The organism is Rhodococcus sp. NPDC060086 (genome assembly GCF_042730275.1).
Taxonomy (GTDB): Bacteria; Actinomycetota; Actinomycetes; order Mycobacteriales; family Mycobacteriaceae; genus Rhodococcus.
Map to the genome: position 1 here is coordinate 1 of NZ_JBHWWZ010000080.1, position 16,584 is coordinate 16,584.

Consider the following 16,584-nt stretch of genomic DNA (forward strand, 5'->3'; position numbering starts at 1 on the left):
ATGACCCTCAGCAAGTCATATTCTTGCAGTTCAGAGCACCTTTCTTCGTGATCGACACAGGCCCACCGCCAATTCGGCGTGAAAGCGCGAGGCTAACGCATCCCCTCGGCACCGATGTCTCGGCCCACACCCACGGCGCCCAAAGAATTCGGCGGTTTGGTCAGGGGAGAAGACCGAGTGGTCAGCAGGCATGACACCAGAAAATGCGCATCACTGACTCCCCAGTCACGCGATCCACCACAAACGGCCCACGAAGACCGTCGAGCCATCCGCAGCGTCAAGATGGGTTCCTACATCAGCTGGTCGTACTACGACTTGACGCGAAGAAACGCCGAGTACAAGGCGGCCTGACGAGCGCCTCGGGCACGTCGTAACTGTTCCACTCTCGCATTCCTCCGTATCGAACGGATTTTGGCGTCGGGTTCCTTCGACGCAGAGTACCCGTCGAGGTGGTCAACGTGCCCCTCCGCAAGATAGGCGACATTCCAACCATCGCTCCTAAGGCGCCGACACAGATCGACTTCCTCACCGAATAGGAAGATCTCGGGGTCGAACCAACCTACCGAGTCGAGCGCATCCCGCCGTGCAACCATGAACGCACCATTCACAGCATCAGTGATGTGCGTCTCAGAATGCGCCCCCAATGAGCGTTCCACTCCCAGCCATTTACCTAGACCAATCGGGTACGACAGGTAACGAAAAATTGATGCATCGCGCTCTGAAGTACGGTACAGGCGGCCATCTACGAATACCCGAGGAGACACAAGCGCGACTCCTGGGTTCTCATCAAGATACTGACTGCAGATACCCAATACACCCCGATCGAAAACCAAATCCGGATTCACGATCGCTATATACTCTGTCGTCATCATTTTCGCAGCGAAGTTCACGCCGTTTCCGAAACCCAGATTGGATCCCGGTTCCAGAATGGAAATCCTCGAACTCGGGGAAACGCCTACGGGGTGCCCAGGCGAATTGTCAACGATATATATATTCCCCGCCTGACTGTCCCTTAGCAAAGAGTCAACACAGCGCTGCAGGACCTTATCGGTCTTATACGCCACGACCACAACGTCTATCGACACGAAGCCTCCCTAAAGATGGAACCTACTCCCAAAAATTGATTTTCTTTCAATGCAGGGTCTAGAATGACGAAGTCTTCAATTCAAGATCGGCCAGAATCCCTTCAGCCTTGCCCTCCCACGTATGATCGTCTGAAAAGATTTCGGCAACTCTCTTCACGCGGGTATTTGATGCAATCTTATTTCGAATCCACTCAAGTTGACCTCCGCGAGCAACGACATGCACTTCTTTGAGCCCCCGTTGCCCGGCCCCTGCAACAGGTGTCGATAAGACGACAAGACCCGCAGCCCTATACTCGTAGGTTTTGAGGACATCACCACCTACCTCAAGCGCACCAACATTATGCGGAACCCAGCCAATATCAAAGGTCTGAAGCAGCCGTGGAATATCCTCGTAGTGAACATCCCCTAGCAGTTCGATATTCGCGGCCGACTCAAGGGGCTTTCGATAATCCGAATCGAGAATCGGACCAGCGAAAACAAATCGGACGTCAGGCAGCGCGTCAGCCACCGACACGATCAACTCAAGATCCAGACGGTTCCCGATTTTACCCACGTAACCAATTGTCGTTGGCCCATTCGCGGTTGGCACCTCCGAGAATCGACCCGGGTCACACCCATTGGTAACAAGCTCGACGTCGCTCCGGCCGAACCTATTCGCCAGTTCGACTGTCCCTTCAGAATTCGCGGTGACTGACGTCGCATTGTCGAACAGAGTTTCGTATGCGATTTCCAACTCCGGATGTATTCCGGCGAATGCATAGTGAACAGTCCAGTCATCGAGGAGGTCTACATGGACCTTCCGTCGTTTGTTAAACAAATCAGGTGCGATATTTGAAATTGCAACCAAAGGATTCCATACGACGGCCGGAACTGAATCGCTTAGTTTACCGACGCTGTACGACTGAGCACTCTGAACCCACCATTTCCTTCTGTCCCGCAATGATGGAATCCTCCACGAGTAAGTCTCCAAAGCGATAGTGTTAGACGCTGGACGCCGTCCAGGCTGAGTTCGCACTAGCGGTCGAAGAATCTGAGGTTCCGGGCGTGACAGCACGGACACACTTCCCTGCCCCGTCAGAAGCCTCCCGAACCACTCAATCAGGTGGCCATCTCTTGTGCGGTAACCCTCGTTCAGCAACTTCCGCTGACCGTGCATAGGAAACGCCATCAGGCAGGAGTTTGACAATGAAACCATTAGTTTCTCCTTTATAATTACGGCACGCTGACTTTGGTGGCGAACCTTACGGAGTACGAATATAAGTACCCAAGCCATGTCAAATATGCAGCGAGCGTCAACAAACCAGCGCCAAGAACACCAAATTTTGGCGCCAGAAGGATATTTCCCAGAATGTTCCCCGAAGCAATACCATAGATAACAATAATCGGGCCAGCATACTTCTTAGTGGACATCATCTTGAGATAAGGTGGAGCACTGAGCGTCATTATCGCAAGGCCGAGAGAAATAACCAACGCCAATAACAGATCGGGTTGGTACCGACCGCCTGAAATGATACCGCACGCAACTACCGCTACAGGGGACATCACGAGCGCAAGCGCCAGGATACCGAGCGAGAGCCAATGTGACGACTTGCCAAGTTTTCCGGAAAACGCGTCAGCCATATTTCGCGACGTGTATATATTCTGAATCGCACGAAACACACGATCCAATAGCCCGTATGCCATAGCGTAACTCGCCAACTCTTCAGGATTAACCAACTGCTCCAGAATTATCTTGTCGGCGCTAGCTAACACCCACATCCCCAGTGAAATTGACCCAGTGAGGCCCGACGACAGCGATGCGACCGAGGGCTTTTGAACCGAGAAATGACGCCAGAGCATCATTGCAGCACTGAATTGCCCTATCATGAGCGCAATTACAGCGCCAGTAAATGAAAGGTCGCCAAGAAAAGCCCACAGCACCATCACAATGACGGGAGCGCCGCTTCTCACGGTAAAAACATACAGGAACTTTCTAAACTGTCGAGATCCAACAACAAATGCGATCGCCGACTCACACGCAACGTACGAAAGCAGCGTGACGCCAACGAGAATGCATTCGACTGGCGTGCCGCTCAAAATAGCGAATGATACCCCGCATATCAGAACCGCTAGTAACGTGCGATATCGCTCGCTAACGGTGAAGGCAATGCTGGTCGATCCATTGGCCGCGTCATTAGAGATGCGGATTCCAATACCTACGCCAACCGCAGCATTTGCAATCGCCCAGATCGCTGCAGCAACGACATATATTGCGTAATCCGAGACATCTAAGAGTCTGGTAAGGATCCCTAGCTGGACAATCGCGAAGACGCCGGATATCGCCTGACTCAGCACCGTCTCATGAGTCAGTGCTGAAAGTGCTCTACGCATACATCCCCCACCTCCCCATGGAACAAACTCTTATACCCAATGGGAGGATTCCCTCTTTGGAGGAATCAGTACACGTGCGCTTCATCGCGAACCCGACCTAATAAACCAATTCGGCGGATTATAAAGATAGAAACCGATTCGCGAATTTCTTAACCGGTAGACCTGGAGGGACACAAAAATCGCAAACGCCGCCAGGAACAGCGGGAACAGTACTCCGACCATTCGATTCCCAGCCGGGAGGTCATCCAGAGTCACTGCCAGAATCGAGCAGGAGATCGCAATAATGGCGGTATGGCCGAGATAGATAGGGAGGGTTACAGTACCCCAGTACCTGATCACCGAGATTCTACTGAACACGACCGCTGCACCGATTCCACAAGCGAGACCGATAACACGGATGGCTAAGGGAAGTGCGAAGTACCCCGACAAGTCGGCAATATAGTACCCCCAAAGCGCAACTCCGGCGACCGCCATTAGCCCTGCGCTAACCGAAACTGGGGTCTTCGCGACCCATTTCTTTATCTCGTCGCGATACAACAGTCCCGCCAAGAAGAATACAAATAGCCCCAAGGCCCCGTCCCAGCCATCACCAATGGCGCGCAGCTGATCAGGAGTTAGATAATTGTCTGAACAAAAATACCACACAGCGGAAACCACGCTGGCGGATGCAACCTGCAGCAACCTAGGAATTCGGTGGAGCCACTTCGCTGTCACGATGAATAGGACAAGTGCCCATAGGAACCATAATTCCCCATTCGGTCGAACTACTGTCACAGCCAACCTCAGGAGGTGATCCGCTATTTCTGACCTCGGTTGATTGGGCAGAAAATGACCTGACATCAGCTTGTAACTGAAAACAATTGGTTGCCATATTAAGAAGGTCCAGACCAGCAGTGCTAGTTTGTTCCCGTACGTATCTTGCCAGGGTTCCGTCATCCACTTCGCGGCGAAAATCCCCGAAATACAGAAGAATAATGGCATCCTTAGTGGCGCGAGAGCGTCGTTGGTCGCACCCAGCCATTCGGGAACATTCACGACGTATTCCGACCACGCAACAGCATGAAGGAGAACGACTAATAAAATCGATATGCCCTTGGCCGCATCTGCCCAGTAGAGCCGGTCCTTCGCACTACGCGGTTCAGCTTTGGTCAAGCGGTCTGAAGCTGTCACCTGTCTCCTCCACCGACTTCGATTCTCCGCCCCGTTCTAGGACCTGGCAGATTTGATGCAAAAGACTTTGGATTTGCGCAAAGGCCGAGGATGACCGCTATTCCGAAGCTAACCGGTAACGTATCGACGGTGGACCCGACCGTGGCGAATACCAACAGTGGAATAAATGCCGGCAGAGCAAACCCAGACTTGTCCCCGACGCGCCAGATGGCGACAGCCAGAAGTGCCAGAAGTGCGACGATTAAGACGCCGCCTAGGATTCCGCCCTCCACCGCAAACTTTAGAACCAGGTTGTGGCTTGTCACGTGCCCGCCCGGTGGAAAACTTGGCGCCAGTGTAGCTCCGGCAGAACCTGGCCCCCAGCCTAGAATCGGAGACTCGACAACCATTTCGGCGGCACGCTGCCAAGTTTCCTCTCGTCCAAGGAACCGCGTGTCTTCCGTTGCGGTTAGAAGCGACGCGAGCGCGGGGATCTTCTCAATCTGCGAAAGCAGTAAACCCCAGAACGCAGCAATGCACACACCTAATGACGTGAGTACAAATATCATTCGCGCTCGTCGGCCAGGAGTCCCTGCGAGGAGAGCAATCATGATGGCTCCAACAAGGACTGCAACATATCCAGTGCGCACCTCGCTCAATTGGATGCACAGGATCCCGACAGCAAATCCTATCCATCGGAGCACTGGGTTGGTAATTACAGAGCCAACACGGAGCGAAGATAACGCCAAGAATGATCCTGCGACCGCAGCATGGAACGGTCCTGCAAATAGCCCCTGAAGTCTCGATGATCCCCTGAAGTTAGAAGTGTAATAGTCAGCCGCTCTGTAGATTGATGACTCAACTTCTGGGAAACTGACATGGACTACAATTGCGATCGAACAGGCTACAAGGAGGCACCACCACACAGTCCTAAGCGCACTCTCGGTGTTGCCGAGCCAGAGAAAACCTAAGGCGATACCAAGTACGAACGTGACAGTTCCGCGATACCCAGTTAGACCGGCATCGAGCGAAATCACATTCGGGTTAAGCAGTAGTATTGCCCACCAAACTGTGATTAGAAAGCTAACGACCACGATACCGCTTTCAAGAGAACCGCGGCTCCTGACGATCGCCACCACGAGCGCCGCCACTGTGATCGCCAGTGCTGCAAGATTAGCCCTTGGACCCAGCGGCAATGCCAGAAAATGTGAGACGACAGCGAACGTGCCGAACTTCCAGCTCGGAATCCTATATGTTCGCGTCGCGCAAGTATCGGTATTGGAAGACCCATGCGGGCAGTGACGATTGAGCCCACTGCAATCACTCTTGACGTGGGTTTGACTCACCGTTCCAGGCCTTCCTTCACTTGAGCGATACGACTCTGCGGGAGCCAGCAGTGCTAGTTCGTCTGTGATATGCCAGAAGCATATCTAGCGGACCGCTTCATCCAGCTGCTCCGCATATAATTTGCACACGTTTTCCCAGGTATAAACGCCGTCACGCCGGACAAGTACCCGAGCGGTCAGATCGTCCTGCAACGTTGAGTCTGAAAGCACCCTGTCCAACGCCTCGGTGATTGCTTCTCCTGACGGCGGGACAAGAATTCCTGCTTCGTCCAGAACTTCCCGGTTGTAAACAGTGTCCCTCGCGACAATCGGCACTCCGCAGGCCATGGCCTGAACCAGGGCTGGATTCGTCCCTCCTACGCTGTGGCCATGAAAATAGACGCCGGCGTTCTGCCATAGCGCGAATAGCTGGCGATCATCACTTATGTGGCCAAGCCAATGAATGCGATCGTTCGAGTTTGCGAGACGGTCTGCGCGCTCGTCCAGATCGCCACCATATCCTGATGAACCCACGATCACGACGTCCCAACGCTTGGCTAAATTCTCGGCCGCATCAAAGAACTCCTCCACTGTGTTCTCGGGAACAAATCGCGCGACCATCAACGCGTAGCTACGTCGCGCGAATTCTTTTAACGGATTGGAATCTTCCGGAACATTGCCGCCATACGGAATAAACTCGCCGCTCCTCCTGAATTCATTCCTCCAGCGTCGCGCAATTTCTTGAGAGTCGAAAACCAGATGATCAGCAAATTTTGCCGTCATGTGAGCTCCGGACTTGAACACCGATTTAGCTGCTCGTCCCCATTTTGCCCGTTCCCACTCAATACCGTCGACGTTGACAATAGTCGGAATGCCACGCGCCTTTAGAAGTGGCAGCCAGTAGCCGTTTGCAACGTTCATGACCAATGCTGCATCCGGCTTCTTAATGAAAGAGTCCACGCAGGATGTTAATCCATATGAAAGCGTACTCAAGGACTTCGATTCGATCCCACGTGTATTCACCGTTCTGACACGCTCATCGCGGGTGATATCGTTTGACTTCACAGCGTTAGGGCGACCGTACACAGTCACGTCCCACCCTTGTTCGACTAGGTAAGGACCAAGCTGCCGAACGAGTGTTTCAAATCCGCCGTAGTAACTCGGGTACCCGCGGGTGCCAATTATTGCGACCGATTTTGTCATCGCACAACCTCATACTCAGCGCACTCAAAACAGGCAAAGATGGGAGACCAGGAGTTTTCCGTCAAAGTGCAACCAGTCAATCTATTCAGCATTTACAGACTCCACTTGTCGTTCTATGGCACTATTCGCCCAATGGTCCTGCCATTCAGGACCGTGCGCCGGCTTTCCAACGCCTATGTACGTCCATCCAGAAGAGACCCAGTCCTGCTGGGAGAGACAGTTTCGCCCGTCGAGAATGACACGCTGCCTCACAACATCAACTAGCGAAACTGGGTCTAGCCGCTTGAATTCATTCCACTCCGTCAACACCAGGATTGCGTCGGATCCTCGACAAACTTCGTTTACCGATGCCCCGTATGTGAGAGTGGGAAATATTCTCCTTGAGTTCTCGGTCGCTTTCGGATCGTAAACGCTAACGGATGCGCCTTGAAGTTGCAGTTGGCCAGCAATATTCAACGCAGGTGAGTCGCGCACGTCATCTGAGTCAGGTTTGAATGCTGCACCCAATACTGCGATCCGCGCACCAATCAACGAGCCTCCGACTGCGTCCTTGGCCCGTTCAACCATCCGAGTCCGGCGTCGCATGTTGATATTGTCAACTTCTCGGAGAAAAGTAAGCGCTTGGTCTGCACCGAGTTCACCTGCGCGAGCCATGAATGCGCGGATATCCTTTGGAAGACACCCACCACCGAATCCGATGCCAGCGTTAAGGAATCTGCGGCCAATGCGCGCGTCGTGTCCGATCGCATCGGCAAGGACAGTTACGTCGGCGCCGGACGCCTCACAAACCTCAGCCATCGCGTTGATGAAGGAAATCTTAGTCGCGAGAAACGCATTCGCAGCTGTCTTCACAAGTTCAGCTGTGGCAAGGTCCGTCACCAGGAAAGGAATACCCTCGTCCAATAGATCCTTATAGACCTCACGGACGACCTCTTCCACGAGTCCTGGATTGAGAGCGTCAACTCCAAGCACGATGCGGTCTGGATGGAGGGTATCCTGCACTGCGTACCCTTCCCTCAGAAACTCTGGGTTCCAGGCCACCTCCACCGATTTTCCGGCTGGCGCGAGATCGTGCACCTTACGCCTAAGCGCCTCGGAGGTACCCACCGGTACCGTGGACTTGCCGAGAATGAATGCCTTCGATGTCAGGAGTGGCGCAAGCTCTTCGACGACCGCATCGATGTAGCTGAGATCCGCAGCAAATTCACCCTTCCTCTGCGGTGTGCCAACACCAATAAAGTGGATGTCTGCGAACTCAGCAGCCTCTGCATAGGAAGTAGTGAAACGAAGCCTTCCTGCGTCCAGGTTTCGTCGCAAGACTTCGACTAGACCAGGCTCGTAGAACGGCAGCTCCCCCGCCGCGAGTTGTCCTACCTTTCCTGGATCTACATCCACCCCGATGACCTGGTGGCCCAGTTCCGCCATACACGCAGCGTGTGTCGCTCCAAGATATCCAGTGCCGAACACCGCTATATTGCGAGTCATGTTATTTCACCTTTCCTTCGCCAGGACAAGATTTGGCGTTGGCGACAGCCATTAAGTACCGCAATGCCACGTTTGCTCAGGAAGCGGTGAATCCCCCGGCCGATGATGAGGCCTCGCTCAGGCTCGCGGCGGTATACCGCGAGTCGCGTGGGCCTAGCAGCTGCGCCACCACAAGCCCAGGACAGGGCTGTCTGTGAAGACGCGCTCTCAGGACTAGCATCGCATTTCCTCCCCGCAACGTTTCCGGCAGCGCCGGTTCATGCACCTTGACAGTGGGCAAGCCCGGCTCCCGTACCTGGTTCCTCCCCAGGAGGCACGGGCCCAGACAGTGGCATGTCAGGTTCAAATCCTCGTGTATATGTTCCGCCAAACACCCGTCGTTCGCATCTTCGCGGTTCGACAGATGTTCCGTTTAGACGACAAGCGCGTCCCAGCCCCTGCAGGCCACAAGCCACGTTCGTTGGGCCAATGCGCTGGTCGCAGACCAGCGGGAGAGGCCGAAAACTCTTACCGGCCAGTAGCATTCTGGCAACTCAGGCCTCAAAACGTGTCAAGTATCACACCCATCCGGACGGGGTGCGCTCCCGCTCGCACGGGCATGAGCGACCCAATCGCTCGATTTGTCCAGGTTCTCCCACATTCGCGACCGATCGTTTAGGCGGCGAAATTGCATGCAATCTGGAAGTTTTCATAATGGGCGGTGGCCGCTCTGTAAGTCCAGCCCACAAGACAAGACGTGTAACCACACGGTGCTCACATATGTTCATGAGCACTGCCCGTCCTCGTGGGTGTTCCGAAGGAGCAGTGGCTACCCAGGTACGCGGCCACCTCGAGACCCCCAGACGCTACCTCGGGGCATGCATCGATAGCTCGTATCCAGATTGCGACAAGCGATGCAGCGAAGCAGTCGTTCCGACGACTCCTGGTAACGCACAGGTCGACAAGTAACGCACCTCAAGCCCACTGCGGCAGGAGACCTGCCTTACTGGCATCCTCAAGCATGGGAGCGACATTGTCCTTGGCCGACAGCTCGTACTCGAGCAGGCTTCCGTTGCGCCCGACCGTCGGCCACTCGATCCCGATCGCCGGATCCAACGGGTGAACCTCGTGCTCACGCGCCGGGTCGTAACCCGTCGAGCACAGATACATCACCGTCGAATGGTCCTCCAACGCCAGGAACCCGTGCCCCAACCCTTCGGACAGGAAGATCGCACGACGATCGACGGTGTCGAGCAACACCGAATCCCACTGCCCGAACGTCGGCGACCCCACCCGCAGATCGACGACGACATCCAGCACCGACCCCGACACGCACGTCACATACTTCGCCTGCCCCGGCGGCACATCCGCGTAATGGATTCCGCGCAGCACACCCGCAGCTGACACCGAGCAATTGGCCTGCGCCAGATCGAGTTCCCGACCGGTCGCGTCCGCGAAGGTGTCCTGCTTGAACCATTCGAGGAACACCCCTCGGTCGTCTCCGAATTGCTTCGGTGTGACCTCCCAGGCGCCGGCGATCTTCAGTTCTCGATAGTCCATTTTTCAGAGATCCCTTCCCTGATTCAGGATGTCCAGCAGATAGGTGCCGTAACCAGACTTCACCAACGGGTGCGCCAACGCCGCCAATTCGTCGTCGGTGATGAACCCGCGTCGCCATGCAACTTCCTCGGGCACACCGATCTTCAAACCTTGACGTTGTTCGATGGTGCGTACGAAGTTCGACGCATCGAGCAGGGAATCGAATGTGCCGGTATCGAGCCATGCGGTGCCTCGTGGCAGCACCTCGACCTGGAGTCGGCCCGCGTCGAGGTATGCGCGATTGACGTCGGTGATCTCGTATTCGCCACGTGCGGAGGGCTTCAGCGACCGCGCGATGTCGACGACGTCGTTGTCGTAGAAGTACAGTCCCGGCACCGCGTAGTGCGACTTCGGATCTGCCGGCTTCTCCTCCAACGACAATGCACGGCCCGCAGAATCGAACTCGACCACTCCGTAGGCCGACGGATCCGAGACCCTGTAAGCGAAGACCGCACCACCGTCAAGCTGATCGAATCGGTTCAGTTGAGAACCAATACGCGGCCCATAGAAGATGTTGTCGCCCAGCACCAGCGCCGCCGATTCAGTACCAACGTGATCAGCACCCAGGACAAACGCTTGAGCCAGCCCGTCGGGCTTCTCCTGGACGGTATAGGTGAGGTTGATCCCGAGCCGCGATCCATCTCCGAGCAATCGTCGAAACTGGTCCGCATCATGAGGTGTAGTGATCAGCAAGATGTCTCGAATACCCGCGAGCATCAGCGTCGAGAGCGGGTAGTAAATCATCGGTTTGTCGTAGACAGGTACAAGTTGCTTACTGGGGCCAAGAGTGATCGGATGAAGTCGCGAACCCGTGCCCCCAGCGAGAATGATTCCACGCATGGGGCATAGTCTTTCATCAACCTTCGCTACTGGCGAGTTCAGACGCGATCTTGGAGGTTTCTTGTCATGCGAGTACTCGTCACCGGCGGTGCCGGATTCATCGGCGCGAACTTCGTCCACCAGACCGTCGCCGAACGCCCCGACGTGGCCGTCACCGTCCTCGACAAGCTCACCTACGCCGGCAACCTCGATTCCCTCGACCCGGTGAAGAACAAGATCACCTTCATCCGCGGCGACGTCGCCGACACCGACCTCGTCGACCGGCTCGTCGCCGACACCGACCTCGTGGTGCACTTCGCCGCCGAATCCCACAACGACAACTCCCTGCACGACCCGTCGCCGTTCGTGCACACCAACCTCATCGGCACATTCGCGCTGCTCGAAGCCGTCCGCAAGTACGACGTGCGATACCACCACATCTCCACCGACGAGGTGTACGGCGACCTCCCGCTCGACGACCCGGCGAAGTTCACCGAGTCCACCGCCTACAACCCGTCGAGCCCGTACTCGTCGACCAAAGCGGGCTCCGACCTGCTCGTCCGCGCCTGGGTCCGTTCGTTCGGGGTTCGCGCCACGATCTCGAACTGCTCGAACAACTACGGCCCGTACCAGCACGTGGAGAAGTTCATCCCCCGCCAGATCACGAACGTGCTCACCGGAGTGCGGCCCAGGCTGTACGGCAGCGGCACCAATGTGCGCGACTGGATCCACGTCGACGACCACAACCGCGCGGTGTGGACGATCATCGACAAGGGAGTGATCGGCGAGACCTATCTCATAGGTGCCGACGGTGAAACGGACAACCGCACGGTCGTCGAGACCGTTCTCGAGCTGTGCGGCAAGGACCCGGGCGAGTTCGATTTCGTCACCGACCGGCCGGGTCACGACCTGCGCTACGCGATCGACGCGACCCGGTTGAAGACCGAACTCGGCTGGCAGCCGGTCTACCAGGATTTCCGCTCCGGCCTGCACGCGACCATCTCCTGGTACCGCGCGAACGAGGCGTGGTGGCGGCCTTCCAAGGACGCGACCGAGGTGGCATACTCTCGGACCGAAAAGATCTGCGAATGAGATCTTTTCACCAATGATGCTGTTGAAGGCGTCCCGAAGCCAGCGGGTTACCAATGGCATGCAACGAATTGCGCTAAAGGGCGTGCTGAGTATGTCGTTGTGAACTGCGATCAGTTCACAACGACATGCATCAAGGTTATAGACCCTAGCCAGCTACCTCTCAATTCGGCCTCTGTAGCTCGACAATGTCGGTCCATACCCCTCGCGATCTCAGTATGCGCCGTCGCTCGCGAGGACGGCCTTGACGGTCTTCCCAATGATCAGCACATCGGAGATCATCGACCAGTTCTCCACATACGACAGGTCGAGACGGACCGACTCGTCCCACGACAGATCCGAACGGCCACTGACCTGCCACAGGCCCGTCACCCCCGGACGCACCAGCAAGCGACGCTTGACGCGACCGTCGTAGTTCTCCACCTCACGACGCAACGGCGGGCGCGGACCCACAACGCTCATCTCACCGCGCAGCACATTGATGAACTGCGGCAACTCATCAATGCTGTACCGGCGCAGGACCTTGCCCACGCGGGTCACGCGCGGATCGTCGCGCATCTTGAACAGCAGGCCGGCGCCCTCGTTCTGTACCAACAACGACTCGACCATCTTGTCGGCGCTCGTGACCATCGATCGGAACTTGATCATCCCGAAAGGCTGACCGTCCAGACCGATTCGTTCTGACCGGTAAAAGACAGGACCTTTGTTGTCTAGTTTGATCCAGACTGCCACCACCGCAAAGAGTGGCAGGAGAACAAGCAGCGCCGCTGCGGAGAAAGCAAGGTCGAATAGTCGCTTACCGCTACGCTTCGCGCCGTGGTAGCTCGGCTTCTCAACGTGGATCAGCGGGAGGCCAGCAACAGGACGCATCTCAATCCGAGGACTCGCCACGTCGACGACTCCGGTAGCAACGACCAGATCCGCGTCATGGGGTTCAAGTTTCCACACCAAGTCCTTGATGCCTTCAGGACCGAGTGTCTCCGTTGCTGCCACTGCGACCGTGTCCGCACCCGATGCGCTGAGGGCCTCGATGATCGAATGCTCGTCGCCGAAGATCGGTACGGGTCGTCCGTCGACGTCAATTTCTTCGCCAACGGACCCCGAATACGCAGGAACACACACACCAACCACCCGATATCCGTCAGTGAACTTGCGCTCGAACGTGCTGCCTAGATGCCGCACAGCACGTGATCCGCCCACCACAAGCACGGATGTTGTGTACTCGCCTCGACGACGCTTCCGTGCCACTGCTTTTCGCCACAGCCAACGGCTGAATAGCAATCCGAATAGACCGACCGGCAGCGCAATCGCTAGGTATCCGCGCGCCAGTTCCAGCTGGAATACCAGCGCGACAATCGCGATGAATCCGAAGAGTCGCAGAGTGCTTGAAACCACCCGCTGATACTCGTCGTAGCCAGCGCCGATTACGCGACGTGACCGCGTACGGAACAAGCGCAGATTCACCATCCACGCTACGGCCACACCTGCAGAAATCAGCGTGTAGTTCAGCGCACTGATCGGGCCCATCGTCAATAGATTCTCGTGACCAAACCGCATGAGGTGTGCCAACAACACAGACAGCACCACAACCACAGCATCCGTCAAGAACAAGCGACGGGCATACGCAGATTGCCATGTCCGCCTATTCGCGGCAGCCTCTGACATCCCCGTGACAATCGTCGAGTTCCCGCTGGTCACATCGTCTTCGGAAGTGGATGTCCGCTTCTCATCGACGGCAGTCACCGCAAACCAACCCTCATCATTGTCTCCTCCCCGAGACAGACCTATTTCTTTGAAGCCAGGCGACCCGTGCTCGCAACCCTCCCCGGTCGTAAGCACGCGTTGAGCCTGCCCGCGGTGGCGCTTTCCTTACGCCAGCCTGCATAGAAACTCCGCGCACATCGACGCAGAACGTCTACAGAATGAGACTGTAACGTTACTTACCCCCCTCGGCAGGCTGAACGTGCGTCCAGTTCAGACGAACTCGTAAACTGCTCCGCTGCAGCATCTTCGTGATACGCAGCGATACAGTATCTACACCTCGCACCTCACTTGACGGAATGTGACTGACCGTCCATGCTTTTCGTGGCCTCTCTCCAGTCCGCACCCTTCGACATTCCACCATAGACTCCATGCGCGGAAGCCGAACGCAATCGAGCACACAGAGGTAAACATCGATTCAGTGAGATACAAATCACTTTTTCAATGGATCGGCTTCCGTGAGTCACACATCGAATATCGGACAAGATTCACATACTCGACTGGGGAGGCGAGGTTCCACAATGGAAGGAAAAGCGGGGGTGCATACGACATTCCGCACCGCGGTAGTGCCAGCAGCAGGAATGGGAACACGTTTCCTGCCTGCTACCAAGACCGTGCCGAAGGAACTCTTGCCGGTGGTTGACACTCCGGGCATCGAGTTGGTCGCTGGGGAGGCGGCTGATTCTGGAGCTTCCCGACTGCTTATCGTCACGGCACCAGGCAAGGACGGGGTGGTTTCACACTTCGTCGAAGACCTCGCACTCGAGAGCCACTTGGCAGCCAAAGGGAAACACACTCTGCTCGAGAAGGTCCGCAAGTCATCGAACCTGATCAAAGTCGAATCCGTGATTCAGGATCGGCCGCTCGGTCTCGGTCACGCTGTCGGATGTGCCGAGCAGTCACTCGCCGACGACGAGGACGCGATCGCGGTGCTCCTACCTGACGACCTCGTCCAACCCTGCGGGATTCTCGAAACGATGTCTCAGGTCCGCGCCGAGCGCGGCGGGACCGTGCTCTGCGCAATCGACGTCCCGAAAGCACAGGTCAGCTCGTATGGGATCTTCCACGTCGAAGAAGTTCCCGGCGTGGCACAACCGGACGTGATGAAAGTGCTCGGGATGGTGGAGAAGCCGCAACTCGCCGACGCGCCGTCCACTCTCGCAGCAGCCGGCCGATACCTTCTCGATCGTCAGATCTTCGACGCACTTCGTCGCATCAAGCCGGGCGCCGGCGGCGAGCTGCAATTGACCGACGCCATCGCCTTGCTCATCGATGAGGGGCACCCCGTTCACGTCGTGGTTCATCGTGGAACCCGACATGACCTCGGTAATCCTGGCGGTTATCTGCGGGCCGCGATCGATACTGCGCTGAACGGCGACGAATACGGTCCGGAGCTGCGTAAGTGGCTTCTCGAACGGCTCGAACTGAACAACGACAAATAGGGGACAGCTCCGACAATCGAGTGGGGTAGGCGAGTAGCGAAATTCGCTACTCACCTACCCCACTGATTGCTCAGTTCAAGCGGTCGTCGCAATGAAGACCTGCGAATCAGCATTCCCCGCGAACACGGCCGCAGTCCCACCGGCAGGAATCCAGATCGAATCGCCCTGTCCAACTTCGAAGCTGGTACCAGGCGCGATGGCCTCCACGCCCTCCACCGCTATCCTGCATGCGCCCTGCGTGCACAGCAGAATCTGCGGGCCGTCAGCCGAAGTGCGGGCGACTGATGATCCCCTATCGCTGCTCCTCCGGATGTCGATTCGACGCAATTGAAATTCGGGGGCTGGCGTCGAGTATCGCAGGATGCCCTTCTGATGGGGGGTCGTCAAGGGAACCGGGCGGATGATCGGTGGAGCGATCGACTTGAAGCGGACAACGTCCACCAACTCGCTCCGGTCGATGTGCTTGGTGGTCATGCCTCCACGTAAGACGTTGTCGGAGTTTGCCATGATCTCGATACCCGTGCCCCGCAAATGTGCATGCAGGTGTCCGGCACCGAGGTAGATGCCCTCGCCCGGTTTCAATGTGATCCGGTTCAGGAGCATGGCAGCAAGTACACCGGAATCGCCCGGATATTGTTCGGCCAGGTCGATGACCATCTGCGCTTCGTCCACGAAATCACCGTCAAGGAGCGCGTCGCGGTATCTCCGGCACGCTCCGACCACCAGAACGGAAAGTTCCTGTACCTGAGCATTGTCCAGGCTCAACCATGCTTCGAACAACGCACGGAGGCCATCCTTCTCCAAACACCGTGCGGATTCAGCTAGTTCCGGCAGGTCCAAAGCATCGAAGAGAGCGCGAGTTCTCTTCACATCACGAAACCCTGCCAAGGCATGAAACTCGGTGAGCGCAACGAACAGCTCGGGCTTGTGGTTGTCGTCCCGGTAGTTACGCGTCGGTGAATCAATCGGTATGCCAGCCGCATTCTCGCGGGCAAAGCCGGCGCGTGCCTGTTCGAGGGTCGGATGCGCCTGGAGGGATAGTGCCGTCTCCGCGGCCAGGACCTTGAGCAAGAAAGGCAACCGCACCCCGAACTCATCGACACATTTCGACCCCAACGCCGAAGTCGGCGACATGTCGATCACGTCCGACAAGAGAGCGCCTGTCCCCAACGTCGACGGACCCTTCGGGTGCGCGCCCAGCCAGAGCTCGGCCTCGGGATGGTCTGTTGGGCAGGGGCGTCCCGTCAATTCTGCGATTGCAGTGCGGGAACCCCACGA

General features: G+C 56.6%; 13 protein-coding genes. 2 read left to right on the plus strand and 11 right to left on the minus strand.

Translation table 11 applies throughout. From position 1 onward, the window contains the following. Positions 1 to 308: 308 nt before the first annotated feature. From ACFWB0_RS24800 to rfbA, 9 genes are all read right to left on the minus strand, one after another. Positions 309 to 1,085, minus strand: a complete 777-nt coding sequence (locus ACFWB0_RS24800; RefSeq protein WP_378493052.1) for a glycosyltransferase — start codon at positions 1,083 to 1,085, stop codon at positions 309 to 311. Between the two features lie 58 nt (positions 1,086 to 1,143). Continuing rightward, a complete protein-coding gene (locus ACFWB0_RS24805; protein ID WP_378493053.1) occupies positions 1,144 to 1,638 on the minus strand; it encodes a glycosyltransferase in 495 nt (164 codons plus the stop codon). Between the two features lie 659 nt (positions 1,639 to 2,297). Further along, positions 2,298 to 3,455 (minus strand): lipopolysaccharide biosynthesis protein, encoded by a 1,158-nt coding sequence (locus tag ACFWB0_RS24810; RefSeq protein ID WP_378493054.1) that lies wholly within the window; start codon positions 3,453 to 3,455, stop codon positions 2,298 to 2,300. 81 nt (positions 3,456 to 3,536) lie between these two features. Next, positions 3,537 to 4,625: an acyltransferase family protein gene (locus ACFWB0_RS24815; RefSeq protein WP_378493055.1), complete on the minus strand. Its 1,089-nt coding sequence runs from the start codon at positions 4,623 to 4,625 to the stop codon at positions 3,537 to 3,539. Then, the gene (locus tag ACFWB0_RS24820) at positions 4,622 to 5,800 is read right to left on the minus strand and encodes an O-antigen ligase family protein (protein ID WP_378493056.1); all 1,179 of its coding nucleotides are present in this window, start codon (positions 5,798 to 5,800) and stop codon (positions 4,622 to 4,624) included. The genes ACFWB0_RS24815 and ACFWB0_RS24820 overlap by 4 nt, the downstream gene beginning before the upstream one ends. A gap of 234 nt (positions 5,801 to 6,034) precedes the next feature. Beyond that, positions 6,035 to 7,132 (minus strand): glycosyltransferase, encoded by a 1,098-nt coding sequence (locus ACFWB0_RS24825; protein WP_378493057.1) that lies wholly within the window; start codon positions 7,130 to 7,132, stop codon positions 6,035 to 6,037. A gap of 81 nt (positions 7,133 to 7,213) precedes the next feature. Then, complete coding sequence (locus ACFWB0_RS24830) at positions 7,214 to 8,617, minus strand: UDP-glucose dehydrogenase family protein (protein ID WP_378493058.1); 1,404 nt, start codon at positions 8,615 to 8,617, stop codon at positions 7,214 to 7,216. Between the two features lie 954 nt (positions 8,618 to 9,571). Then, the gene (locus ACFWB0_RS24835; RefSeq protein WP_378493059.1) at positions 9,572 to 10,156 is read right to left on the minus strand and encodes a dTDP-4-dehydrorhamnose 3,5-epimerase family protein; all 585 of its coding nucleotides are present in this window, start codon (positions 10,154 to 10,156) and stop codon (positions 9,572 to 9,574) included. Positions 10,157 to 10,159: 3 nt separating this feature from the next. Beyond that, positions 10,160 to 11,035, minus strand: coding sequence for a glucose-1-phosphate thymidylyltransferase RfbA (gene rfbA / locus ACFWB0_RS24840; RefSeq protein ID WP_378493060.1), 876 nt, complete (start codon positions 11,033 to 11,035; stop codon positions 10,160 to 10,162). A gap of 66 nt (positions 11,036 to 11,101) precedes the next feature. Between rfbA and rfbB the strand changes: the two genes are divergently transcribed. Further along, positions 11,102 to 12,106 (plus strand): dTDP-glucose 4,6-dehydratase, encoded by a 1,005-nt coding sequence (gene rfbB / locus ACFWB0_RS24845; RefSeq protein ID WP_378493061.1) that lies wholly within the window; start codon positions 11,102 to 11,104, stop codon positions 12,104 to 12,106. 210 nt (positions 12,107 to 12,316) lie between these two features. Here rfbB and ACFWB0_RS24850 read toward each other — a convergent pair whose 3' ends face one another. Beyond that, the gene (locus ACFWB0_RS24850; RefSeq protein ID WP_378493064.1) at positions 12,317 to 13,768 is read right to left on the minus strand and encodes a sugar transferase; all 1,452 of its coding nucleotides are present in this window, start codon (positions 13,766 to 13,768) and stop codon (positions 12,317 to 12,319) included. Between the two features lie 617 nt (positions 13,769 to 14,385). On the opposite strand from ACFWB0_RS24850, the gene ACFWB0_RS24855 reads away from it, so the two are divergent. Next, complete coding sequence (locus ACFWB0_RS24855) at positions 14,386 to 15,306, plus strand: UTP--glucose-1-phosphate uridylyltransferase (protein ID WP_378493062.1); 921 nt, start codon at positions 14,386 to 14,388, stop codon at positions 15,304 to 15,306. Positions 15,307 to 15,381: 75 nt separating this feature from the next. On the opposite strand, the gene manA is transcribed toward ACFWB0_RS24855, so the two are convergent. Next, positions 15,382 to 16,584: mannose-6-phosphate isomerase, class I (gene manA / locus ACFWB0_RS24860; RefSeq protein WP_378493063.1), on the minus strand; the 1,203-nt coding region annotated here is incomplete at its 5' end.

Excerpts from the sequence above, each read along its gene's own strand:
- rfbA (WP_378493060.1), bottom strand. The coding sequence starts at position 11,035 with ATGCGTGGAATCATTCTCGCTGGGGGCACGGGTTCGCGACTTCATCCG.
- ACFWB0_RS24830 (WP_378493058.1), bottom strand. The coding sequence starts at position 8,617 with ATGACTCGCAATATAGCGGTGTTCGGCACTGGATATCTTGGAGCGACA.
- ACFWB0_RS24825 (WP_378493057.1), bottom strand. The coding sequence starts at position 7,132 with ATGACAAAATCGGTCGCAATAATTGGCACCCGCGGGTACCCGAGTTAC.
- ACFWB0_RS24850 (WP_378493064.1), bottom strand. The coding sequence starts at position 13,768 with ATGTCAGAGGCTGCCGCGAATAGGCGGACATGGCAATCTGCGTATGCC.
- ACFWB0_RS24835 (WP_378493059.1), bottom strand. The coding sequence starts at position 10,156 with ATGGACTATCGAGAACTGAAGATCGCCGGCGCCTGGGAGGTCACACCG.
- ACFWB0_RS24855 (WP_378493062.1), top strand. The coding sequence starts at position 14,386 with ATGGAAGGAAAAGCGGGGGTGCATACGACATTCCGCACCGCGGTAGTG.
- ACFWB0_RS24810 (WP_378493054.1), bottom strand. The coding sequence starts at position 3,455 with ATGCGTAGAGCACTTTCAGCACTGACTCATGAGACGGTGCTGAGTCAG.
- rfbB (WP_378493061.1), top strand. The coding sequence starts at position 11,102 with ATGCGAGTACTCGTCACCGGCGGTGCCGGATTCATCGGCGCGAACTTC.